This window comes from Bradyrhizobium sp. USDA 10063, from assembly GCF_054063735.1.
In genome coordinates this window covers 3,457,046-3,479,635 of sequence record NZ_JBSSGP010000002.1, presented here as the reverse complement: position 1 = coordinate 3,479,635, position 22,590 = coordinate 3,457,046, and the positions used below count along the sequence as shown (strand labels likewise).

The 22,590-nt window shown below is 65.0% G+C and carries 17 protein-coding genes and 1 pseudogene; 12 read left to right on the top strand and 6 right to left on the bottom strand.

The features are described 5' to 3' along the window. Positions 1–111 precede the first annotated feature (111 nt). From ACVJGD_RS18755 to ACVJGD_RS18735, 5 genes are all read left to right on the top strand, one after another. Entirely contained in the window at positions 112–726 is a 615-nt protein-coding gene (locus ACVJGD_RS18755) for a LemA family protein (RefSeq protein WP_456635734.1), read from the top strand. Positions 727–748: 22 nt separating this feature from the next. After that, positions 749–1,651 carry a TPM domain-containing protein gene (locus ACVJGD_RS18750; protein WP_456635733.1) on the top strand — a complete coding sequence of 301 codons (903 nt, stop codon included), beginning with the start codon at positions 749–751 and terminating at the stop codon, positions 1,649–1,651. A 1-nt stretch (position 1,652) separates the two neighbouring features. Continuing rightward, on the top strand, positions 1,653–2,150 hold the full coding sequence (locus ACVJGD_RS18745; protein WP_456635732.1) for a TPM domain-containing protein: 498 nt from the start codon (positions 1,653–1,655) through the stop codon (positions 2,148–2,150). 215 nt (positions 2,151–2,365) lie between these two features. Further along, positions 2,366–3,418 (top strand): hypothetical protein, encoded by a 1,053-nt coding sequence (locus ACVJGD_RS18740; RefSeq protein ID WP_456635731.1) that lies wholly within the window; start codon positions 2,366–2,368, stop codon positions 3,416–3,418. A gap of 101 nt (positions 3,419–3,519) precedes the next feature. After that, entirely contained in the window at positions 3,520–5,085 is a 1,566-nt protein-coding gene (locus ACVJGD_RS18735; RefSeq protein ID WP_456635730.1) for a hypothetical protein, read from the top strand. 145 nt (positions 5,086–5,230) lie between these two features. Here the strand turns inward: ACVJGD_RS18735 and ACVJGD_RS18730 are convergent, their stop codons facing one another. Both ACVJGD_RS18730 and putA read right to left on the bottom strand, forming a co-directional pair. After that, complete coding sequence (locus tag ACVJGD_RS18730) at positions 5,231–6,436, bottom strand: CaiB/BaiF CoA transferase family protein (protein ID WP_456635729.1); 1,206 nt, start codon at positions 6,434–6,436, stop codon at positions 5,231–5,233. Between the two features lie 372 nt (positions 6,437–6,808). Then, positions 6,809–9,814, bottom strand: coding sequence for a bifunctional proline dehydrogenase/L-glutamate gamma-semialdehyde dehydrogenase PutA (gene putA, locus ACVJGD_RS18725; RefSeq protein WP_456635728.1), 3,006 nt, complete (start codon positions 9,812–9,814; stop codon positions 6,809–6,811). A gap of 112 nt (positions 9,815–9,926) precedes the next feature. Here putA and ACVJGD_RS18720 point away from each other — a divergent pair, with 112 nt between their 5' ends. Both ACVJGD_RS18720 and ACVJGD_RS18715 read left to right on the top strand, forming a co-directional pair. Further along, entirely contained in the window at positions 9,927–10,391 is a 465-nt protein-coding gene (locus ACVJGD_RS18720; protein ID WP_456635727.1) for an Lrp/AsnC ligand binding domain-containing protein, read from the top strand. A 122-nt stretch (positions 10,392–10,513) separates the two neighbouring features. Continuing rightward, the gene (locus ACVJGD_RS18715; protein WP_456640290.1) at positions 10,514–11,143 is read left to right on the top strand and encodes a hypothetical protein; all 630 of its coding nucleotides are present in this window, start codon (positions 10,514–10,516) and stop codon (positions 11,141–11,143) included. A gap of 116 nt (positions 11,144–11,259) precedes the next feature. Here the strand turns inward: ACVJGD_RS18715 and ACVJGD_RS18710 are convergent, their stop codons facing one another. Further along, entirely contained in the window at positions 11,260–11,460 is a 201-nt protein-coding gene (locus ACVJGD_RS18710) for a cold-shock protein (protein ID WP_456635726.1), read from the bottom strand. Between the two features lie 331 nt (positions 11,461–11,791). After that, on the bottom strand, positions 11,792–13,528 hold the full coding sequence (locus ACVJGD_RS18705; RefSeq protein WP_456635725.1) for an adenylate/guanylate cyclase domain-containing protein: 1,737 nt from the start codon (positions 13,526–13,528) through the stop codon (positions 11,792–11,794). A gap of 286 nt (positions 13,529–13,814) precedes the next feature. Between ACVJGD_RS18705 and ACVJGD_RS18700 the strand changes: the two are divergent. Both ACVJGD_RS18700 and ACVJGD_RS18695 read left to right on the top strand, forming a co-directional pair. Then, positions 13,815–15,290: pseudogene (locus tag ACVJGD_RS18700) on the top strand (glycosyltransferase family 39 protein); the annotation flags it as partial. Positions 15,291–15,390: 100 nt separating this feature from the next. Then, on the top strand, positions 15,391–16,566 hold the full coding sequence (locus ACVJGD_RS18695; RefSeq protein ID WP_456632918.1) for an IS110 family RNA-guided transposase: 1,176 nt from the start codon (positions 15,391–15,393) through the stop codon (positions 16,564–16,566). Positions 16,567–17,025: 459 nt separating this feature from the next. Here ACVJGD_RS18695 and ACVJGD_RS18690 read toward each other — a convergent pair whose 3' ends face one another. Continuing rightward, the gene (locus tag ACVJGD_RS18690) at positions 17,026–18,060 is read right to left on the bottom strand and encodes a YcjF family protein (protein ID WP_456635724.1); all 1,035 of its coding nucleotides are present in this window, start codon (positions 18,058–18,060) and stop codon (positions 17,026–17,028) included. Next, on the bottom strand, positions 18,057–19,520 hold the full coding sequence (locus tag ACVJGD_RS18685) for a YcjX family protein (RefSeq protein WP_456635723.1): 1,464 nt from the start codon (positions 19,518–19,520) through the stop codon (positions 18,057–18,059). Before ACVJGD_RS18685 ends, ACVJGD_RS18690 begins: the two co-directional genes overlap by 4 nt. Before the next feature lie 216 nt (positions 19,521–19,736). Here ACVJGD_RS18685 and trhA point away from each other — a divergent pair, with 216 nt between their 5' ends. The 3 genes from trhA (at position 19,737) to ACVJGD_RS18670 (ending at position 22,589) form a co-directional block, all read left to right on the top strand. Beyond that, positions 19,737–20,432 carry a PAQR family membrane homeostasis protein TrhA gene (gene trhA / locus ACVJGD_RS18680; RefSeq protein WP_456635722.1) on the top strand — a complete coding sequence of 232 codons (696 nt, stop codon included), beginning with the start codon at positions 19,737–19,739 and terminating at the stop codon, positions 20,430–20,432. A gap of 33 nt (positions 20,433–20,465) precedes the next feature. Further along, the gene (locus tag ACVJGD_RS18675) at positions 20,466–21,260 is read left to right on the top strand and encodes an SDR family oxidoreductase (protein ID WP_456635721.1); all 795 of its coding nucleotides are present in this window, start codon (positions 20,466–20,468) and stop codon (positions 21,258–21,260) included. A 375-nt stretch (positions 21,261–21,635) separates the two neighbouring features. Then, positions 21,636–22,589, top strand: a complete 954-nt coding sequence (locus ACVJGD_RS18670; protein ID WP_456635720.1) for an alpha/beta fold hydrolase — start codon at positions 21,636–21,638, stop codon at positions 22,587–22,589. Position 22,590: the final 1 nt, after the last annotated feature.

The following is a 22,590-nucleotide window of genomic DNA, read 5'->3' as shown; positions in this document are numbered from 1 at the left end:
ATTCCGGGTTCGCGCTGCGCGCGTCCCGGAATGACGATGCGGCAACGTTTGCAGGCTTACGCGACCACGCCATTCTGCTAGGTTGTCCCAGTTCGACCGGGGAGAATTGCGATGCGGAAATTTTGGAACGTGCTGGCGGCGCTGGCAACGCTGAGCCTGACCAATTGCGGCTACAACGCGATCCAGACCAATGATGAGCAGGTCAAGTCGGGCTGGTCGGAAGTGGTCAATCAGTATCAGCGCCGCGCCGATCTCGTGCCCAACCTCGTCAATAGCGTGAAGGGTTTTGCGCAGCAGGAGAAGGACGTGCTGCTCGGCGTCACCAATGCGCGTGCCAAGGTCGGCAGCATCCAGGCGACGCCGGAAGTGCTGAACGATCCCGCCGCGTTCCAGAAGTTCACGCAGGCGCAGGGCGAACTCACGGGCGCACTGTCACGGCTTCTGGTCGTCACTGAGAACTATCCGCAGCTCAAGTCGGACGCGCTGTTCCGCGATCTGGTGTCGCAGCTCGAAGGCACCGAGAACCGCATCACAGTCGCGCGCAACCGCTACATCAAGGCGGTGCAGGAGTATAACGTCGGTATCCGCACCTTCCCGAACAATTTGACCGCGATGCTGTTCGGCTACAAGGAGAAGCCCAACTTCACGGTGGAGAACGAGAAGGAGATTTCGGTCGCGCCGAAGGTCGACTTCAACCCACAGCCGTCGCCATCGCCGGCGAAATAGTCCAACGCGCGATCCGCTTCCGATGAACGCTGCACGCGCCATCCTGCTCGCGCTGCTGGTGGGCTGGATTTTCCCGGCCTTCGCCGAAGTCGCGGTGCCGCCGCTCACCGGCCGCGTCGTCGATACGACCGGCACGCTGTCGCCAGGCGACATCTCCTCGCTGACGCAAACGCTCGAGGATCTTGAGAAGCGCAAGGGCAGCCAGGTCGCGGTGCTGATCGTGCCGACCACGGGCGAAGAGACCATCGAGCAGTTCTCGATCCGCGTCGCGGAAGCCTGGAAGATCGGCCGCAAGAAGATCGACGACGGCGCACTGCTCGTCATCGCCAAGAACGATCGCCATCTGCGCATCGAGGTCGGCTACGGCCTCGAAGGCGTGCTCACGGATGCCACCACAAGGCGCATCATCGACGAGGTCATCGCGCCGAAATTCAAGGCCGGCGATTTCGCTGATGGCGTCGCCGCCGGCATCAACCGGATGATCCGCCTGATCGACGGCGAGAAGCTGCCGGCGCCGGAGCCCGAGCACTGGCAGGCGCCCAACTTCCTCAACCAGATCGATCCGCTCAATCCCTTCGTCATTGTCGGCATCTTCGTGCTGGGCTCGTTTCTGCGTACCGTGCTGGGCCGGCTGCTCGGCGCGGCCGCCACGGGTGGCATCGTCGGCTTCTTCGCCTGGGTGGTTGCGGGGTCAGTCGCCGCTGCGGTGCTGCTTGCGATCATCGCCGTCGTCGTCACCTTGCTCGCCGGGAGCTGGGGTTGGGGCGGTCCGGGCGGTTATCGCCGCGGCGGCTGGCCGGGTGGCGGCTATGGTGGCAACTATGGTGGCTCTTGGCCCGGCGGCGGCCGCAGCTCGCGCGATAGCGGCGGCTTCAGCGGCAGAGGCGGCAGCTTTGGCGGCGGCGGCGCATCGGGGAGCTGGTAGCATGGACATCCGGCGTATCGGCAGGCACCTCGTCGAACACCGTTGGCGCGTGCAGCGGCTGTTTCCGCCGCGCGCGCTCGACGCGATCAAGGAGGCGATCAAGGCCGGCGAAGCCACCCATTCCGGCCAGATCCGATTCGTCGTCGAAGGCGCGCTCGACGGCGTCCCCTTGTTGCGTAACCAGCCGGCGCGCGAGCGCGCGCTGGACGTGTTCGCGCATTTGCGCATCTGGGACACCGCACACAATAACGGCGTCCTGATCTACCTCCTGCTCGCCGACCGCGACGTCGAGATCGTCGCGGACCGCGGCATCCACGCCAAGGTGGGTGCGGAAGGCTGGGAGGCGATTTGTCGCATGATGGAGGAGGATTTTCGGGCCGGCCATTTCGAGCTCGGTGTGATCAAGGGCATCGAAGCCGTCTCACGCGAACTGGCCAGGCATTTCCCGCAGCAGGGCCGGGGCCCGAACGAGCTGCCGGATACGCCGGTGGTGATGTAGCGGCAGCGACGATCGGCGTCTCGATACCGCTGCGGTTCCGGTCATGTCCGGTTCATCAGGCCTTCCTCAAAAATGACGTCATCTGCCTCACAGTCAGTGATGCACGTCGTGATGGCCCGAAAGGTTCCTTAAATTTCGGTAAGTCCTGCTGCCAGTAACGAATTCGCAAGCAATAAAAGTTACCAAATGGTCAACCTAATCTGGAGACTTTGAACGTGAGTGAGCAAGAGCCTGCCCCGATCCAAGCTGAAGCCGGAGCCAACGGCGCCGGGCCGGCCGCTCCGTCCGCCGCCAGCGAACCGGTGTCGGCGTCCGCGTCTTCGGCCGACATGAACGCGGCGGTGATCGCAGCAAACCAGGAAGAGACGGCGCCGAAGGCGGACGTTCCCAAGCTTGAGGCGCCCAAATTTGAAGCGCCGAAATCTGACACTCCCAAGTTCGAAGCGATCAAGGCGGAAGCGCCCAAGGTCGAGCCGACCAAGATCGAGCCGGAAGCAACAGAAGCAGCTCGCGCGCCCGGCAAGCTCATGATCATGTCGCCCGGCGAGCGCATCTGGGACGACGAAGGCGTGGCCGCCAAGCCCGCCAATGATGAGAAGCCGGCATCGTCGGGCAAGCGCCGCTTTGCCGCGATGGCGGCAGTCGTCGTGCTCGCGACCGCGGCGGGTGCGATCGGCGGCGCGCTCGCTACGGCAGGCCTCGGCCTTTACACGAAGCCCGCGACGGCGGCAGCACCTCCGCCGAAGGACACTGCGCTCGAAGCTTCGATCGCGCGCATCGATGCCGATGTCGTCGCGCTGAAGGCCGGGCTCGAGCACGCCTCCAAGACGGGAACGAGCCAGTTCAACAAGACCAGCGACCGCCTCGACAAGCTCGAGAAGGCGCAGGCCGAGCCGGCTGCGAGAATCGCCAAGCTCAGCGAGACCGTCGAGAAGCTGAAGGCCGCTGCCGCCGCGCCGGCCCCGGTCGCCGCAGCCCAGCCCGCCGCGGCCAGGGATGTGACCGGCAGCGTGACGCCGCCGGCGACCACGGCGGCTGCAACGCCCGCTGCCGCGGCTCCAAAGCCCGAAATCGGCCGGCTGCCGACCGTGGAAGGCTGGGTGCTGCGCGACGTCAGCAATGGCGGCGCATTGATCGAAGGCCGCCGCGGCCTCTACGAGGTCTATGCCGGCGATCCCGTTCCCGGCCTCGGCCGCGTCGACGCGATCCGCCGCCAGGACGGCCGCTGGGTCGTCGTCACCAGCAAGGGCCTGATCGTCGCGCGCTAGAAGTTCTCCCTCTCCCGCAAGCGGGAGAGGTGAAGCGCCTCACCGCGATGTGAGACGGCATTTGACTTGAATACGCCGCGCCGCACGGTGTTAGTGGGGGCATGAGCCGTGCGCTGCGTTTTCTTGTGATCCTGCTCGCCCTGTTGTGCGGCGGCTTGGCGGCGCGTGCCGCGCAGGACAAGGCGCTGGAACGCGGCGCTGCGATCACGGATCCATCTGTGCTTCGTGATCTCGATCGCGGCAGGTTCGGTCTCGGACGCATGCTGTCGCCGCAGCGATCTGCCGATCTTCCGCTCGATGACGCCGAACTGTTCGCGCTGCCGTCGATGGCGCCGATCCGCGCGGCGCTCGACCGCGAGTTCGATCGCTACATCGCAAGGCACAGGCGAGATCTCCCGAACGAAACCATCGGCGTCGGCGACAGCTTTGCCTTCCAGCTATTCGACCGTGCGCAGCTCTACTCAGCCGGAACGCGCTTCGTGCTGGCCGGCATCGTGAACCGCATGGACCGCGCCTATGTCTCACCTGAAAGCTGCGGCGAGATCCGGCTGATCTATCGGCTGACGCGCATCGATGCGCCCGTGATCGGCGAGAACGCGGTCTCGCAACGGCTGCCGATGACGCTCAATCTGGTTTTGAAGGCGAAGGGCGAGGGCGCGCGCGATCGAAACGGTGCCGCGATCACCTGCCGCGAGATCGCGCGCCGCTGGCTTGCCGTCAGCGACCTTTCGTCGGCGGGCGATCGGGCACTTGAGAAGCTCACCGGCAAGGACGGTCCGCTCGACCTGATCGGCTACCAGAATATCGAGCAGATCGAGACCAACCTGCAGATCGCCCATGCGCCGAAATCGCCCACGCGCGATTTCCGCACCGACTATCTCCTCAAGGTGTTCAACTACAACAGCGACGCCGGGCGTTTCGAGGAAGCGCCGCTGGAAAACCAGATCGATCGCGATCGCATTCTCGCTGACGAAAACCTGAAGCGCGAGTTCAAGAGCTGGCTGCTCGATCCCAGGCATTTCGCCGAGCTCGACCGCGGCACGATCCTGATCCCGGAGAAATTCCTCGCCAGGGCTGCGATCGCGCCGACACCTGTTGGCTTCGACCTGTCGGACCTGCAGCCCGAATATGGAATGATGAGTGGTGAAAGCAGCGCGGCCGCATTCGATGACAATGACGTCGTTGGCGCGCTGAAGAAGGCGGCGGAAGACGGCACCAGGCTGCAGAACATCCGCTCGGTCGCGGGCTTTGAGCGCCGGCTCAACGATATCACCTGTGCCGGCTGCCACCAGACCCGCGGCATCGGCGGCTTCCATTTCCCCGGTGTCGACTGGATGGCGGCCAAGCCGTCGAACACGACCGTGGTGCCGGCCTCGCCGCATTTCTTCGGCGACCAGGTCCGCCGCCGCGACATCCTGGCTGCGTTTTCCCGCGGCGCGCAGCCGGATTTTTCCCGCGGCTTCTCCAACCGCCCGCAGCTACGCGGCAGCACCGAGCTTGCCGGCACCGAGTATGACGACGGCTGGGGCGCCCATTGCTATCAGCAAAGCGCCAAAGCCGCCGACAACGACCGCAGTTTTCGCAACTGGACCTGCGCCGAAGGGCTCGCCTGCCAGGCCGCCGGCAAGACCTCGCGCATGGGCATGTGCTTCATCAAAAGCCCGTAAAGCTGACGGTTGGTTCGTTCCGTGCGCTCCCCATCCTCCGTCATGGCCGGGCTTGACCCGGCCGTCCACGTTCTTCTGTCTCTGAACGGCAAAGGGCGTGGATGCCCGGGACAAGCCCGGGCATGACGACGTGGTACGTTGGAATTTACGCCACCGCGCCGCTCGCACGCAGCTTCCCGATCGTGGCCTCGTCGTATCCCGCTTGCCGCAGGATCTCGTCCGAATGCTCGCCGACTTCCGGCGGCTTGCGCGGCTGCACTTTCTTCTCGCCGTCGATGAAGATCGGGCTGTTGACGGTCAGCATGGTGTCGTTCTCGAACCGCACCAGCACCTCGTTCTCGATCATCTGCTTGTCGGTCGGGATGTCGTCGAGGATGCCGACTACACCGAACACGAGGCCATTGCCGTCGAGGATCTTCCGCCACTCGGCAAGGTCGCGGGTTGCGAAGACTTCGTCGAGGATTTTGATCAGTTCCACCGAGCGCGCATGGCGCCCGGCCTTGGTGGCGAAGCGTTCGTCGGCCACGAGGTCCTCGCGGCCGAGACAGCGCGCCAGCGTCGGCCATTGCCGCTCCTCGTTGAGCAGCGACAGGATGATCCAGCGGCCGTCCTTGCACTTATAGTGGTTGGTCACTGCGTTCAGCGCCTCTTCGCGCGGCTTGCGCCTGGAGAATTTCGCGCCGCAAAGTTTTGCCTGCGCCAGTACGCTGTTGGCCCAGACGCCGTTCGCCATCAGATTGGTCGAGACATGCGAGCCCTTGCCGGTGCGCTCGCGCTTGAACAGCGCGGTGACGATCGCGCCGTAGAACGCCATCGCGCAGGGGTGGTCGCCCATGCCGGCGACGGAGCGGGCCGGCGTGGTGTCCTCATCGGCGCGCACCAGGTCCATCAGTCCGGAGCGCGCCCAATAGGCGTTGCTGTCGAAGCCCGGCTTGTTGGCTTCCTCGCCCTTTTCGCCATAGCCGGTGAAGGAGGCGTAGATCAGGCGGTCGTTGAGATGGGCGAGATGGTCATAGGTGATGCCGAGCTTGGCGCGGACCTGCGGCGGCATGTTGGTGATGAAGACGTCGGCCTCGGCCACGAGCTTGTAGAGCACCGCCTGCGCCTCCGGCTTGGTGAGGTCGAGCGCCAGGCTCTTCTTGTTGCGCGCCTCCAGGAGCCAGGCGAAATTGTGCTCGGTATGGGGATAGCCGGGCAGGTTCGGCAGATTGCGGTAGGGATCGCCGGCCCCGGGCGGCTCGATCTTGATCACATCGGCGCCGAAGTCGGACAGCACGGTCGCGGCCGCCGGGGCCGCAATGAAGCTCGCGCAGTCCAGAACCTTCAAGCCTTCAAAGATACCTTTTTCCATCGTGCCGTCGCTCCCGTGGCGTTTGTTGCTGTTGTTCGTGAGGCGGAATTACCGCTGCCGATGATCCCGAGGAAGCGACATTTGACCTATGATGGGTGGGGGATGCAACGGCTGTTTGGGCCGTCATTGCGAGGAGCGGAGCGACGAAGCAATCCATGCCTCCGCGAGCGTGGAGAGATGGATTGCTTCGCTTCGCTCTCAATGACGTGGAGAGAGCCGCGCATTCCAATCTATCCCCTCACCCTGAGGAGAGCGCGAAGCGGTCGTCTCGAAGGGCGAGGCCACCGGCGGGGCCTCATGGTTCGAGACGCGCTGCGCGCTCCTCACCATGAGGGGCGGACAGCGGTGCTAGTCCGTTATTGCGGCGCTGGCTTACTCCCCGCCCGCGAGCAACGCCGCATTGCCACCGGCGGCGGCCGTGTTGATCGTCACAGTCTGTTCGGTTGCAAACCGCGCCAGGTAATGCGGGCCGCCGGCCTTGGGGCCGGTGCCGGAGAGGCCGCAGCCGCCGAACGGCTGCACGCCGACGACGGCGCCGATCATGTTGCGGTTGACATAGATGTTGCCGACCGCGAGGCGCTCGACGATGTCCTCGACGGCGTCGTCGATGCGCGAGTGGATGCCGAGCGTCAGCCCATAGCCTGTCGCCTCGATCGATCCGAGCACGTCGCCGAGATTTTCCGCGCGGTAGCGCACCACGTGCAGGATCGGGCCGAACACTTCCTCGGTGAGCTGGCCGGCATTCGCCAGTTCGAAGATGTGCGGCGCGACGAAATTGCCTTCTGGCGCGATGCCTGCGAAATGCACGCGCGCCTCCCGCTTCATCCGTGCGATGTGCGCGTCGAGCCGCTGCTTGGCCTCGGCATCGATCACCGGCCCGACATGGGTTGAGGGATCGACGGGATCGCCAAGCTTCAGCTCACGCGCTGCGCCGGCGATCATCTCGATCGTGCGGTCGGCGACGTCGTCCTGGACGAACAAGAGCCGCAGCGCCGAGCAGCGCTGTCCGGCGGAGCGGAACGCCGAGGTCACGACATCGTCGGCGACCTGCTCGGGCAGCGCTGTGGCATCGACGATCATCGCATTGATGCCGCCGGTCTCGGCGATCAGCGGCACGATCGGACCGTCCTTGGCGGCCAGCGTGCGGTTGATCGATCGCGCGACCTCGGTCGATCCGGTGAAGACGACGCCCGCGATGTCCGGATGCGCCACCAGCGCCGCGCCGACCCGGCCGTCGCCTTGCACGAGCTGCAGGGCGGAAGTTGGCACGCCTGCCTCGTGCAGCAGCGCGACCGCCTCAGCCGCGATCAACGGCGTCTGCTCGGCCGGCTTTGCCACCACCGAGTTGCCCGCCACCAGCGCGGCCGTTACCTGGCCCAGAAAGATCGCCAATGGAAAATTCCACGGCGAGATCGCGACAAAGACACCGCGGCCGCGCAAGGCGAGCGCGTTGCTCTCACCCGTCGGTCCCGGCATCGCCTCGGCGTCGCAGAACAGTTTGCGGCCCTGCGCGGCGTAGTAGCGGCAGAAATCGGTCGCCTCGCGCACCTCGGAGAGCGCGTCATCCAGCGTCTTGCCGCCTTCGCGCTGCAACAGTGCGATGAAATGCGCGGCGCGCTGCTGCAACAGCTCCGCAGCACGTTCGAGGACTTTCGCGCGCGTCTCGGCCGGCATCCGGCTCCAGCGGCCGAAACCGCCGCGCGCCGTGGCGATCGCGGCATTCGCTTGTTCCGGCGTGGCCTCGCTGCTCGCGGCCGCTGGCACTGTTTCGGCGCCGATCGCCGCCAGGAGGCCGTTCAGCGCGGCGCGTTCGCCGAACTCGATGCCGCGTGAATTCTGCCGCTCCGGCCGATAGAGATCCTGCGGCAGCGGGATGTTAGGATGCCGTGCATTCGCCGCCGTGCCGATGATGTCGGCCGGCCGGCGCAGCAATTTCGTCACGGGCACCGCCTCGTCGGCCGCGAGCGCGACGAAGGAGGAGTTGGCGCCGTTCTCGAGCAGTCGTCGCACCAGATAGGCGAGCAGATCGCGATGGCTGCCGACCGGCGCATAGGTGCGATGGGCGATGTCGGGGCGGTCCTTGGCAAGCTGCGCATAGAGCGCCTCGCCCATGCCATGTAGCCGCTGGAATTCGAAGCTGCTGCCGTCGCCGGCCAACTCCAGGATGGTCGCGACGGTGAGTGCGTTGTGGGTCGCGAATTGTGGAAACAGGCGTGGCCGCAGCGTCAAAAGCTTTCGCGCGCAGGCGATGTAGTTCAAATCGGTCATCGCCTTGCGGGTGAAGACCGGATAGTCGTCGAGCCCGCGTTCCTGCGCGCGCTTGATCTCGGTGTCCCAATAGGCGCCCTTGACCAGCCGCACCATCATCCGGCGGTTCAGCCTTTGCGCAAGCTGGTCGACATAGTCGATCACCTCGCCGGCGCGCTTCTGATAGGCCTGGATCGCGAGGCCGAAACCGTCCCAGCCCGCAAGCGCATTGTCGGGGAATGCTGCGGCGATCACGTCGAGCGACAATTCCAGCCGGTCGGCTTCCTCGGCGTCGACGGTGAAATTCAAGTTGAACGCCTTGGCCTGCCGCGCGAGTTCGACCAGCCGCGGCACCAACTCGCGCATGACGCGGCCGTGGCTTGTCGCCTCGAAACGCGGATGCAGCGCCGAGAGCTTGACGGAAATGCCGGGTCGGTCGGGCAGGGGACGGTTGTCCGCCGCTCGCCCGATCGCCTCGATCGCACGCGCGTAGGAATTGAAATAGCGCTCGGCATCAGTGGCGGTGCGCGCGCCTTCGCCGAGCATGTCGAAGGAATAGCGCGGCCTCTCCGCCGACTGCGACTCTGCCCGCGACAGCGCCGCCTCAATGGTCTCGCCGAGCACGAAGTGACTACCCATCAGCCGCATCGCCTGCCGCGTGGCAGCGCGCACCGCCGGCGCGCCGAGCCGTTTTGTGAGTCGCCCTATTGTGCCCTGCGGCGTCTCACCCGGCTGGATCACCCGGGCGGACATGCCGAGCGCCCAGGCCGAGGCATTGACCAGGAAGGCGCTCGACTTGGTCTCGTGACGGATGAAATCGCCTTGCGCCAGCTTGTCCTCGATGAACTGATCGGCGGTGCGCGCATCCGGTACGCGCAGCAGCGCTTCCGCCAGCACCATCAGCGCCAGGCCCTCCTTGGTCGAGAGCGCGAATTCCCGCAGCATGTCCTCGATACCGCCGAGCGGATCGTCATTGGCGCGGATGGCCTCGATCAGCCGCGTCGCGGTGGTGTCGATCCCTGCTTCCTGCTCCGCGCCAAGCCGCGAGTCCTGCAGCAGCCGCGATGCGATCGCGGCATCGTCCGGCGCATAGGCTGCGCTGAAAGGTGGAATCGTGTGTTCGACCGGCATGGCGTTTTCCTCAGACCCAGCAGAAGCTTACTTCCCTCCAAACCGTATTTCGATAGACAAATTCGTATATATTCCTTAGAAAATCAGGATATACTTGGAAAACGGTTGATATATGCCGGAAATAGACAAAATTGACCGCAAGATCCTCGAAATTCTGCAGGACGACGGCCGAATCGCCAATGTCGAACTGGCGGAGCGCATCGGCCTGTCCGCGACCTCGGTCGGCGAGCGGCTGAAACGGCTGCAGCGCGAGGGCTATGTGGAGGGGTTCGGCGCCCGCCTCAATCCGCACCGGCTCGGCCTCGGGCTGCTCGTGTTCGTCGAGGTGATGCTCGACAAGACGACGCCTGATGTCTTCGAAAAGTTCGCACGCGCGGTGCAGGCCGCGCCTGAGGTCCTGGAGTGCCACATGGTGGCCGGCGGCTTCGATTACCTGGTGAAGGCGCGCGTCGCCGATATGACCGCCTATCGCCGGTTCCTCGGCGAGAGCCTGCTCGCGCTTCCCGGCGTGAAGGAGACGCGCACCTACGCCGTGATGGAAGAGGTCAAGCGCGACGCGCCGCTGCCGGTCCCCTAGCACTTTTGTCTGGCGAGATGTGATCCACAGGCTCTCGTCCGGCATATTGGCAGGATCGAGAGGCCACGCTAATCCTCAAGCCCACTTCGGGTGCAGGGTTCATGAGCGACACCGATCGACAGATGCAGCGCCGCCCACGCGCAACGCTTCCCGGCGTCTGCGTGAGCCTCCTGGCGCTCTTTGCCGGCCCTGCCGCGTCCGCCGAGATGAGCGCGGCGGTCGAGGCGCTCTACACCTCGGTGTCGATCTATCCGCCGTCGGCGAACTCGATGACGGTCTGCTACGGCTTCGTCTGCCGCCGCCGCGAGATACTGGATTTCACCGCCGCCGACCGCGCCGCGCTGACGCAGATCATGAATGCGGGCCGCGCCTCCGCGACGGCCGAGCGTGCTGCGGTGCAAAAAGCGGTGATGTGGTTCGACCGCCGCATGGGTCCAATCATCGGCACCGACAAGCGGGTGGCGAAGGCGGATTTCCGCTATTTCGACGACAAGCACAATTACGATTGCTGGGACACCACTCGCAACACCACGAGCCTGCTCCTGGTGCTGCAGCAATGGAATCTGCTGAAGCACCACGTCGTCGGCGATCCGCATTATCGCGGCAATACGCTGGTGTTGCAGACGCCGCACAACACCGCGGTGCTGGTCGAGCGCGCCACCAAGGTGGAATGGGCCGTCGATCTCTGGCCGCGCGGCTATCTGCAGCCGCCGGATGTCATGCCTGTCACCCAATGGGTGACGGAGGACTGAAAGTGGCCGACGCGCGGATGCGCGCGCTCAGCTCCTTGCGAACGCTTCCCTCTGCTGTAATTTGTTTGGACGCCACTCCCGGACGCATCCCCGAGAGCGCGACCTTTGGGATGATGCTAGACCTTCAAATTCTCCGCCGATGTCCGGCCGCGGTTGGCGATCTCGTCATACTCGACCGACTGCCCTTCATTGAGCGTCGTAAGACCGGCCTTCTGAACCGCTGAGATATGAACGAATATATCTTTGCCACCCGCTGAGGGTTGGATGAACCCGTAGCCCTTGGTCGGGTTGAACCATTTTACAGTACCTTTAGCCATTCACGTCGTCTCCGGCGGAAATCAAATAATTAAACGAACCGGCCGGTCCCCGCACACCCCGGCATGTTCGCAAGGCGCAGGATAACGCAGATTGCGTCGCGCTTGGTAGCGCAAAGCTCACGCGTGATTTTGGCGGAAACACGCCGTTTCGCGGCGCTTTTGCGCCCTTTTGCCTATTTCCCGCTCATTCCCGTGGAAAAGATCGGCCAATAGCGGCAAGTCTCGGGCATCTGGCGCGGCCGGGGCCTTGCAGGCCGGCGTTCGCGATCGGTACAAGCCGACGTTGACGATACGCGAGCGATTGCCGAACCGCGTCATCAACAGGTGATAATCAGGCCGCAACGACTCGATCGCCGTTGACCAGCGCGGACAGCGTGCGCGTGTCGCTGGCCGTGCGCACGGTCATCGGCTCGTTGCGGCCTCGGATCGCGACTTCCTGTTGGGGCAGTGCATCGTCGGCAAGGCCCGCGGTGATGCGCACCTCCTCGGAGAAGATGGCTTCGCAGCCGAGCATCTTGGTCATGTCCTGCAAGCGCGCCGCAACGTTGACAGCGTCGCCGAGTGCGGTGAACACCATGTGGTCGCGATAGCCGATGTCGCCGACGATCACCTCGCCGCCATGGATGCCGATGCCGAAGCGGAGTGGCTCGGGCAGGTCATGGCTCAGGAACTGGTTCAATTCCTCGATGTTCTTCCCGATCTGCGCCGCCGCGCGCAGCGCCTGCCGGCAGGCCTGCTGCCGGCTGCTTGCGAGGCCAAACAGCGCCAGCATGCCGTCGCCGACGAACTGGTTGGGCTGGCCGCCGCTTTCGATCACCGCCTGCGACACCGCGCCGAGGAAGCGGTTGACGATGAAGACAGTGTCGAACGGCAGCCGCGTCTCTGCAAGCTGCGTCGAGCCGCGCATATCGACGAACAGGCTGACGAGGTAGCGCTCCTGCCCGATCCGCGTCGGGCTCGACGCGTGCGCATTGGCCGACATCGTGTGCGGGGTGAATAGCTGGAAGAAGGAGAGGTCGGTGGTCGGCTTGAGCTGGCAGGCAAGCCGGATCGAGGGATCGCTCGATCCGACGCGGCCGAGCACGAAGGCCTCGCGCGGCGAGGGCTCGGGCAGATCGCTGCAGTCGCCGATGATGCGGATGCGGCAGGTCGAGCAGCGCGCGCGGCCGCCGCAGACAGAGGCATGCGGCACGTTGTGGCGCAGGCTCGCCTCCAGCACGCTCAATCCCCTGGGGACTCGGACGGTGCGGCCATTGCCGTAGGACAGGCGGACCATGCCGCCGCGCCGCTCGAGGATCGCGCGTGCGCCGCGCGCAAGCAGCACCAGGCCAAGCAGACCGACATAGCCGATCGTCATGCCGCTTGTGATGCGGTCCAGCATGTCAGCCTGCTCGAGCGTGCCGACATGTTGCGCGGACAGATTGTCGTGCCGCCATTCGGGCTCCGTGCTGTCGGCGATCACGGTGCGCCCGCCCTGGTAGATGCCGAGCACCGCCAGCGTCGGGATCAGCACGGCGGCTGCGAGCAGAAACGGTGCCGCGCGCTTGAAGAAGCTGCGCAGCCTCAGCCAGAAATAAAGCCCGATGCAGCCGTGCACCCAGGCGATGACGAGCACGGCGAGCATCAGCCACAGCCTCTGTTGCGCGCTGATGAAGAACAGATAGAGTTCCTGCGGATAGAGCTTCTCGTGCCCGTACAGCGTCTGGCCGAGCCGCACGCCGACGATATGGGCGATGATCAGGAGCGGGATGCTCAAGCCCAGCACGAGTTGCAACGGCTCGATCGCCTTCCAGCCGAACTGGCGGCGCTGATACAGCGCCCAGATGCCGAGCCCGGAATGCACGAGGCAGGCGCCGTAGAAGATGAAGGCAATGGGCGGGAATTGCCAGAAGGCGGTGTGCCAGTCGACGCCCCAGGCCAGCGCCTCCAGCGAGATGTTGCCGAGCGCGTGATTGACGAAATGGCTGACCAGATAGGCGAACAGGATGGTGCCGCTGGCGAGCCGGACCTGCCGCAAGCCGATGCCGCGGAAAAATTCCCTTAACTGCTCGCGCGCCGAGGAGGCCATGTGATCCGTAGTTACTATCGTCAAATCTAATGCCTTATTCCATTGCTGAACACCGTGGGAGAGGCCGGATTTCACGCCTGCCGCGCCCAGGTTACACACCAGTGTCATGGGTTCGGCCTCGCCGGGACGCCACTTACCATTCTTTTCCCGCGACACGTTGACACTCCGTTAGGAGTCTAGGAAAAGCGCGGCCGTGACGAAGATCCCGCTTAAAACCAGCCGCGCCACAGCGGACGACTATCCTGCCGCGCCGCCATGGCCTGTAGTGATCGCCCTGATCGCGGCGATGACGGTCATGCGCCTGGTCTATGCGGGCACGCTCGACCTGCGCACGGACGAGGCCTATTACTGGACCTGGTCGAAGGAGAACGTACTGTCGTTCCTCGATCATCCGCCCATGATCGCCTGGTTCATCCGCTTCGGCACCGCGATCTTCGGCGATACCAATCTCGGCGCGCGCTTCGCCGGCATCTTGGCGATGCTGGCAACTCAATTGCTGCTCGCCGACATCGTCCGCCGCGTCACCCGTGATTTCAGGGCGATCGTGCTGGCGCTGCTGTTGCCGGAGGCCGCGCTCTATTACGGCCTGTTGATGGCGAAGATCGCGCCCGACACCGCGATGATCCCGTTTGCGGTCGCGATGCTGTGGTCGCTGGTGCGGCTCACCGAAAGCGGCGACGGGCGCTGGTGGCTCGCCGCCGGCCTGTTCGGTGGGCTTGCGCTACTATCGAAATTCACCGTGATCATGCTGGTGCCGGGGGTCGTCGCGTTCATGCTGGTGCCTCCCTGGCGGTGGCGCTGGCTCTCCAGCCCCTATCCCTATCTTGCCGCCGTGATTGCAATCGTGGTGTTCTCGCCGGTCTTGATCTGGAATTACCAGCACGACTGGGCCTCGTTCCGTTTCCAGGCGGTGCGCGCCACCGCCGACCATCCGTTCTCGCTTCGCACCTTGGGCGAGTTTTTCGCCCTGCAACTCGGCCTCGTCGGATTCGTGGTGCTGCCGGTGGTGCTGTCGGGCGTGACGCTCACTGCGTGGCGCGGCTATCGCACCCGCGAGCCGGTCGCGATCCTGCTCTCGACCGCGGTGATCGTGCCGTTCTTCTATTTCCTGTGGAAGTCGCTGACGCTCCGTGTTGGCGACACCTGGCCGATGTTCCTGTGGCCGGCCGGCTTTGCCGCCACGGCCATCAACATCGCCATGCTGCCGCGCGAAGGTTTTCCGAAATGGATGATCCGCTCGACCATCTCCTGGGCGCGGATCGCGGTGATGTCAGGTCTCGCCTTCGTCGTCTGCGTATTCCTTTATTATGTCGCGACCCCCTTCAATTTGATCGGCCGCACCGATCCGATCGGCGGCGAGGCCGGCTACCGAGAGCTCGCCGCGCGCGTGGAAGATCAGTTGCAGAAGCAGGGCGCGACCTGGATCGCCACCACTGACTACCGCACCTATGCGATGCTGCGCTGGTTCTTCAACGGCCGCGTGCCGGTGGTTCAGCTCAACGAGCGCGGCCGCTTCCAGGGCTTTCGCGATCCCGGCATGGAGCGTGTCCGCAATCATGCCGGCATCTATGTCGTGCGTGAGCTCGACAGCCAGATGCCATTCCTGGATTCGGCAGGTGCCGTGCGCCAGCCGCTCGAACGCGTCGAGCGCGTCTGGCGCGGCATGGTGATGGACAGCTATTCGCTGGAAAAGCTGACCGGCTACACCCCCGAACTCTCGCCGCCGCCGGATTCGCCGCTATTCCGCTGGCGCGTGCTGGCGATGCTGATGCCACAAGGCGAGAGGTGTAGATTCCATGGGGCGGTGAGCGCGCCCTTTCCGGTAGGTTTGGGTTTCCACACTCGAACCATCGGAGAGTCTGATGCAAGCATTGACCAAGAACACGCCCACCGCCGGGCATTGTGGCACGATTTTCGTTGCGATCGAACTGAGTCAGAAGACGTGGCTGGTGACGCTGCACAGTCCGGATCGGGACCGGATATCGCGCCACAAGCTGGAAGGCGGCGATCACGCCGGGCTGCTGGCGCTGATCGAGCAGGTCAAGGCCCGGGCGACTGCGAAGCTTGGAGCGGCGCCGCGGGTGGTGAGCTGCTACGAGGCTGGCTATGACGGCTTCTGGCTGCACCGGCTGCTCGCGGCGGCTGGGATCACCAACTTCATCTTCGACCCGGCGAGCATCGCGGTGGAGCAACGGGCGCGGCGGGCGAAGACAGACCGGATCGATGGCGAGCTTCTGCTGCGCACCTTGATGGCTCATTTGCGAGGCGAGCCGCGGGTGGTGCGGATCGTCCGGGTGCCGAGCGTGGCCGAGGAGGACGCCCGGCGCGCCAGCCGCGAACGCGAACGACTGGTGAAGGAGCAGACGGGGCACACCAACCGGATCAAGGCGCTGCTGCGCCTGTTGGGCATGGCGGCCGGCACCTTGCGACGACGGACCTGGCTCGCCTGGCTGGAGCAGCAGCGGGACTGGCAAGGGCAGCCGCTGCCGCCGCAGCTTCTGGCCGAAGTGAAGCGCGAGCATGCCCGGCTGATGCTGGTGCGCGACCAGCTCAAGGCGCTGGAGCAGGCCCAAGTCGCTACAGAAGTCGCGGCAGAAGTCGCGGCGGAAGCCGCCGCGGCGCCGGCGCCGATGGCGAAGCGACGGGATCAGTTGCAGCAGCTCAAGGCGCTCGGCCCGGCGTTTGCCGCGACGCTGGTGAACGAGGTGTTCTACAAGGACTTCCGCAACCGGCGCGAGGTCGCCAGCTATTGCGGATTGGCGCCCAGTCCCTGGCAAAGCGGCAGCATCGATCGCGAGCAGGGGATCAGCAAGGCCGGCAACCGGCGCGCCCGCCACAAGACGATCGAACTGGCCTGGCTCTGGCTGCGCCATCAGCCGGACAGCGCGCTCAGCCGCTGGTTCCGCACCCGCACCGAAAACGCCGGCAAGCGCGCCAAGCGCATCGCCATCGTCGCGCTGGCGCGCAAGCTGATCGTGGCGCTGTGGCGCTATCTCACCACCGGCCTTGTTCCGGAGCAGGCCGTGATGAAGGCCTAGCACCGGACCACGCCACCAGGGCGAGGCGGCTCCGCGCCGCGCGCCCCGTACAGGATGGATGATGACCGTGCCACCCAGGGGCCCAACCAGGCCGCTTTGTAGATGGGTCTCATCCTCTTGGCTTCCTCGCCGCAAGCATGCGGAATGTGGGTACGGATCAGCCGATCCGACCGGATATGAGGTGATGCAGTGAGCTGCAGAAATCTTCGGAAGCCAATCCTCGCCCGGGGCCCGGTCGTCGCGCTGCGCTACGCATGGCTCCGCGCGCCGCCCTCTCACTGCAAAAACCCAACCCGCACCGGTTCAAGAGCCTTGACTCACAAAGCCCCATATGAGGGTGGGCAAAGCGTAGCGTGCCCACCATCAGCACTCCGCTTGTGATGGTGGGCACGCTTGCGCTGGTGCTTGTTGCGCCGGCCGTGAATGAGGTCGCTTTGCCCACCCTACAACTCTTCCTCGCTATCGCTCTTCGTCGTCGCGCTTGCGCAGCAGGTCCTTCGCAAGATCAGCCAGCGCCGGCCGCGGCAGCGCCGTGAACGGCAGTGGCCTCGTCACTTCGATCGCCGCCAGTCCGAGGCGGGCGGTGAGGAGGCCGTTGAGGACGCCTTCGCCGAGGCGCTGGGACAGCTTGGCGGCGATGCCGTGGCCGAGCATCTGCTGGATCAGGCTGTCGCTTGCGGCCATGCCGCCGGTGATCGCGAGATGCGCGATGACCTGGCGCATCAGGCTGAACATGCCGAGCGCGCCGGGCCGGCCGCCATAGAGATAGGCCAATTGCCGGATCATGCGCAGCGCTGCCACGAACACGAACAGCACGTCGATCGCCGCGCGCGGGCTCACCGCGGTGACGACCGAGACCCGCTGCGCCGCTGACGACACCAGGCGGCGCGCCTCTTCATCGAGCGGCGTCAGCAATTCGCGTTCGGCGAGCTTGATCATGTCGGCGCCGTCGATGATGTCGTCGGCATGGCCCTGCAGCGTGGCGCGGGCGCGGGCGAGCTGCGGGTTCTCGTGCGCGAGCTTGAGCAGGTCGTTCACGATCGCCCGGCTCGCTGCGCGCTCGTCGCTGAGCAGCACCTCCGCGGCGCGCTGATGCAGTTTCTCGATCGTCGTCAGCCGCGCCAAACCGAAGGCCTCGCGGCCGATGACGACGAACAACGCGACCGTTGCAACGACGGCCAATGCAAGTCCGACGAAGCCAAGCCCTTCGTTGCGCGCAAACAGGTCTTCGATCAGGTTGATGACGCCGAGGCCTGCGCCGAGCAGCATCAATCCGCCGGAAGCCGCCCAGAATAGCGTGCCCCAGCGGAAGCCGCGGCGCGCAGCTACCTGCGGCGCATCGACCGGCACCGGCAGCAGCGTCGGATCAGGCTCCGGCGTGATCTGGATGGTGCCGCGGGCGGGCCGGCCCTTCTCGTCCGCGTCGATCACGATCACGGAGGGGTCGTCGAGCTTGAAGGTCGCCGGCCGCCGGTGGGGCGTTTTCTCGCTCATTGCAATCGGTCTCCGATCAGGAACTGGAGCGCGCGGTCTAGGCGGATATGGGGCAGGGCGGGTTCCTCGTCACCCTCCCGCACCAGCTTCGGCGGCCGAAATCGCAGGAAGCGGTAATCGGCCTTGTCGGCCGCCGCACTCGACAGGCCGCGGAAAGTACCCCTGAACAGCTCGTCCGGGTCAACAGGCAGGTCGCCCGGAAAGGTCGCCACTTCGGTCTCTCCGTCGAACGTCTCGCCATTGGCCGTTTCGCCGGGCGCCGGCGTGCCCAGGATCGACGGCAGCTTTTCCCGGCCGCGCGCCACCTGCGCTTCGCGGGTCGCGCGCACCGCGGCCAGCGCCACCACGTCGATCGCGGCACCGGCGAATTCGGCGCGGTCGGCGGCTTTCGCCACCGTTCGGCGCAGGATCGCTTCCAGCCGGTCATGGCTCTGGTGATGCAGATGGTCGGCCTTGGTCGCAGCGAACAGGATGCGGTCGATCCGCGGCCGGAACAGCGCACTCAGGATCGTGCTGCGCCCGATGCGGAAGCAATCCAGGATGCCGGCGAGCGCGGCCTCGAGATCGTGCAGCGCCTCAGGCCCGGCATTGAAGGCGGCGAGCGCATCGACCAGCACGATCTGGCGGTCGAGCCGTGCAAAATGATCGCGGAAGAACGGGCGGACCACGACGTCCTTATAGGCCTCATAGCGCCGCCGCATCATCGCCCACAGCGAGCCGTCGGGCGCGGTGCCGTCGATGGGAACTTCGAGCGGCGCAAAGGTCAGCGCCGGCGAGCCGGCGAGGCTGCCCGGCATCAGGAAGCGGCCAGGCGGCAAGAGGCTCATGGCAAAGCGTTCGTCGCGGCAGGCGCGAAGATAGTCGGTGAAGAGTTTTGCTGCCTTTAGCGCCGCCTGCTCATCCTCGCGGTCTTCGGGATCCAGTGTCCTCAGATGCTCATGCCAGGGTGCGGCAAGTCCGGCGCGAAGCGGCTCGCGCGAAAGCGCGAGGCCCTCAGTCGACCATTGCTCGAAACTCTTGCCGAGCAGCGGCAGGTCGAGCAGCCACTCGCCGGGGTAGTCGACGATGTCGAGGGTGAGGGTGCGATCCGCGCCATTTTGCCGCTGGTAGTCGATGACGAGGCGAAGCTCGCTGATGTCGGTGGTCGAGTTCGGCCAGCGCCGTTCCTCGACGAGGGTGCGGACATGATTCTCGTAGTCGAAACGCGGCACCGCGTCGTCCGGCTGCGGCTCCAGATGGGCGCGAGCGATCCGGCCCGAGGCATAGGCCTCGAACACCGGAAAGCGGCCGCCGCGGGTCAATCCATGGATCAGCGCCGTGATGAACACCGTCTTGCCGGCACGCGATAATCCGGTGACGCCGAGCCGCACGGTCGGGTTGAAGAAACTGTCGCCATAGTCCCAGAGCGCCCGCGCCGACAGGCGCGCTTCCTCGACGATATCGGTGAGACTGGGAGCCATGCAGGCGATAACGAAACCCGGCGGGAGGGCAATTCACAGAGCAACTTATCGGCAAAATGGCAATTGATGGACCAAAATCAAGCACTTCCTCAGTCCCTGGCGGGCGGGCCTGTTCATCGCCGGTTCAAAAAACAGCCACGACGATGGGGTAGTAGATCGGCTAACCTCCCAACGCCGATATCCCCTCGCTGCCTCACTGGTGCGCGCCGACTGGTCATGACGATATTCCGACTGAAGCAACTCGCCTCCAATTCGTTCCACGCGGCCGGCGCCGTGATCTGGAACTATGACCGCGCCGAACTGATCGCCGACGGCATCGTCCATGTCGTCGGCATCTGCTTCGGGCTGATCGCCGCCACCGTGCTGATCGTGCTGACGGCGGTCTACGCGACGCCGCGCGATGTCGCGGTGGTCTCAGTTTACGTCGCGGGCCTCTTGGCCATGCTGGTGCTGTCGGCGACCTATAATCTCTGGCCGGTGTCGCGCGCCAAATGGGTGCTGCGCCGCTTCGACCATTCGGCGATCTATGTTCTGATCGCTGCGACCTATACGCCCTTCATCATGGAATTGCGGGAGAGCTACTTTGCCATCGCGCTCCTGGTCGGGGTCTGGTGCGTGGCGATCGTCGGCATCGTGCTGAAGCTGACGCTGCCGGGCCGCTTCGACCGCCTGTCGGTCGGTCTCTACCTCGCCATGGGCTGGAGCGGCCTGATGCTCTATGATGCGGTGGTGAAGGCGCTGCCGGCGATGGCGCTGTGGTTCGTGGTCGCGGGCGGCCTATCGTACAGTCTCGGCGTGGTATTCCACGCCTGGCAGCGGCTCCGCTTCCAGAATGCGATCTGGCATTGTTTTGTCTTGCTTGGCGCGGCCTGCCACTATACGGCGATCCTCGACCTCGTGCTCGCGAGCTGAGGCGCTGACAAATACAGAGATCGGGAGGGCGCCATGCAGGTGGCAGAGAAAGTCGTGGTCGTCACCGGTGGCGGCAATGGCATCGGCAAGGCGTTGTGCGAGGTATTCCACCGCGCGGGTGCCGCGAAGGTGGTGGTCGTCGATCTCGACCATGCGGCTGCCGAAAAGGTCGCGGCCTCCGTCGGCGGCGCGGCGTTCAAATGCGATGTCGGGCAGGAGAAGAATGTCCTGCATGTGATCGAGGCGACCGAGCGGATGTTCGGCCCGATCGCGCTGTTCTGCTCCAATGCCGGCATCGGTGGCGGCTTCGATCCGCTCTCCGTCAATGCCGGCGGCACCTCGGATGAGCCGTGGGCACGAAGCTGGGCGATCCATGTGATGGCGCATGTCTATGCCGCGCGGCATCTGATCCCGCGCATGAAGGCGCGCGGCGGCGGCTATTTCCTCAATACGATCTCCGCGGCCGGCCTGTTGTCGCAGGTCGGCAGCCCCGCTTATTCCACCACTAAGCACGCCGCGGTCGGCTTTGCCGAAAACCTCGCGATCTCCCACCGCGCCGACGGCATCAAGGTCTCGATCCTCTGCCCGCAGGGTGTCGACACCAACATGCTGCGCTCGATCCCGAAGGGCCCGCAATCCGGCGACGGCGACCTCACGGCAGAGCAGGTCGCGCAGGACGCGCTGCGCGGCATCGAGCAGGAGACCTTCCTGATCCTGCCGCATCCGCAGGTGCTAGGCTATATGCGCAAGAAGACCGAGAACTACGACCGCTGGATCGGCGGCATGGCCAAGATCCAGGCCAGGATGCGCGAGGAGCACGGGAAATAAGCGCAGGCGGCGCGACTCATACTTTCGCGCAGCGTTTGGTCGTCGAAGGACGGGGATTAATCGACGCGCACTCGCCACAACAACACGCGTCGTCCCCGCGGAAAGCGGGGACCCATAACCACAGGGAGTTGTTGTGGCGCGAGCAAGCAGTTGCAGCGGAGTTCACCACTAACGCCTGTGGTTATGGGTCCCGGGTCAAGCCCGGGACGACAGTGGGAGAAAGCTGCGCGCTCCATACTATTCGCTCAGGCAAGAGGACTTTCCGCGTGGCTCCGCATTACAGATGTAGCCGTGTTCGGGCATCCACGTCCTTTCCATCCGCGGAAGCTTGAGTAAGAGTAAGAACCGGGAACCCTGAAAATCTGCGAGGACGTCATGGATTTCGTCACGGTGCGGAACGGATCGATCAACCTGAATGTTGCGCTCGCCGGCCGTGGTCCCCTGATCCTCTGCGTTCACGGCTTTCCCGAGCTTTGGTACTCTTGGCGTCACCAGATCGGGTATTTCTCGGAGCGAGGCTACACGGTCGCGGCGCTTGATGTGCGCGGCTACGGGCAGAGCTCCAAGCCGCAGGAGATTGCCGCCTACACCATCCGCAATCTGGCGTCCGATATCGCCGCCGTGATCGATCAATTGGGTGATGGCAAGGCGATCCTGATCGGTCACGATTGGGGTGCGCCGATGGTCTGGAATTCGGCGCTGCTCTATCCGAACAAGGTGACGGCGGTCGCCGGTTTGAGTGTTCCGTACATCCCCAGACGACCTGTAGCTTTTCTCGATGCCGTGAAGGCTGCCTACAAGGATCGCTTCTTCTATCAGATCTATTTCCAGGACGAAGGCGTGGCGGAGAAAGAGCTCGAGGCCGACATCCCTGTTGCCTTACGAAAACTCTATTTCGCCATCTCAGGTAGCGCGCCGCTCAACAAGTGGCTCGAACACAAGCCTGCGGACGCGAAACTGCTCGACGGGATGGTCGATCCGCAGCCGTTTCCGGAGTGGATGAGCGAGCAGGACTTGCAGGTCTATGTCGACGCATTTCGCGCGGGCGGCTTCCGCGGGCCGCTCAATCGCTATCGCGCGCAGGACGTCGATTTTCGGGAATTGGCGGAGCTTGCCGGAAAGCCGGTGACGCAGCCGTCGTATTTTGTGGCCGGCGAGCGCGACGCGGTTCGCGCGTTCGTTCCCGGCATGGATCTTTATGCGAACCCCGGAATCGGCTGCACCGACTTTCGCGGATCGGTTATCCTCCCGGGCGTCGGTCACTGGGTGCAGCAGGAAGCCCCGGCGGAAACCAACGCCGCGCTGGAGCGATTCCTGGCGGGGCTTTGAA

Excerpts from the sequence above, each read along its gene's own strand:
- ACVJGD_RS18755 (WP_456635734.1), top strand. The coding sequence starts at position 112 with ATGCGGAAATTTTGGAACGTGCTGGCGGCGCTGGCAACGCTGAGCCTG.
- ACVJGD_RS18750 (WP_456635733.1), top strand. The coding sequence starts at position 749 with ATGAACGCTGCACGCGCCATCCTGCTCGCGCTGCTGGTGGGCTGGATT.
- ACVJGD_RS18745 (WP_456635732.1), top strand. The coding sequence starts at position 1,653 with ATGGACATCCGGCGTATCGGCAGGCACCTCGTCGAACACCGTTGGCGC.
- ACVJGD_RS18735 (WP_456635730.1), top strand. The coding sequence starts at position 3,520 with ATGAGCCGTGCGCTGCGTTTTCTTGTGATCCTGCTCGCCCTGTTGTGC.
- ACVJGD_RS18730 (WP_456635729.1), bottom strand. The coding sequence starts at position 6,436 with ATGGAAAAAGGTATCTTTGAAGGCTTGAAGGTTCTGGACTGCGCGAGC.
- putA (WP_456635728.1), bottom strand. The coding sequence starts at position 9,814 with ATGCCGGTCGAACACACGATTCCACCTTTCAGCGCAGCCTATGCGCCG.
- ACVJGD_RS18720 (WP_456635727.1), top strand. The coding sequence starts at position 9,927 with ATGCCGGAAATAGACAAAATTGACCGCAAGATCCTCGAAATTCTGCAG.
- ACVJGD_RS18715 (WP_456640290.1), top strand. The coding sequence starts at position 10,514 with ATGCAGCGCCGCCCACGCGCAACGCTTCCCGGCGTCTGCGTGAGCCTC.
- ACVJGD_RS18710 (WP_456635726.1), bottom strand. The coding sequence starts at position 11,460 with ATGGCTAAAGGTACTGTAAAATGGTTCAACCCGACCAAGGGCTACGGG.
- ACVJGD_RS18705 (WP_456635725.1), bottom strand. The coding sequence starts at position 13,528 with ATGGCCTCCTCGGCGCGCGAGCAGTTAAGGGAATTTTTCCGCGGCATC.
- ACVJGD_RS18695 (WP_456632918.1), top strand. The coding sequence starts at position 15,391 with ATGCAAGCATTGACCAAGAACACGCCCACCGCCGGGCATTGTGGCACG.
- ACVJGD_RS18690 (WP_456635724.1), bottom strand. The coding sequence starts at position 18,060 with ATGAGCGAGAAAACGCCCCACCGGCGGCCGGCGACCTTCAAGCTCGAC.
- ACVJGD_RS18685 (WP_456635723.1), bottom strand. The coding sequence starts at position 19,520 with ATGGCTCCCAGTCTCACCGATATCGTCGAGGAAGCGCGCCTGTCGGCG.
- trhA (WP_456635722.1), top strand. The coding sequence starts at position 19,737 with ATGACGATATTCCGACTGAAGCAACTCGCCTCCAATTCGTTCCACGCG.
- ACVJGD_RS18675 (WP_456635721.1), top strand. The coding sequence starts at position 20,466 with ATGCAGGTGGCAGAGAAAGTCGTGGTCGTCACCGGTGGCGGCAATGGC.
- ACVJGD_RS18670 (WP_456635720.1), top strand. The coding sequence starts at position 21,636 with ATGGATTTCGTCACGGTGCGGAACGGATCGATCAACCTGAATGTTGCG.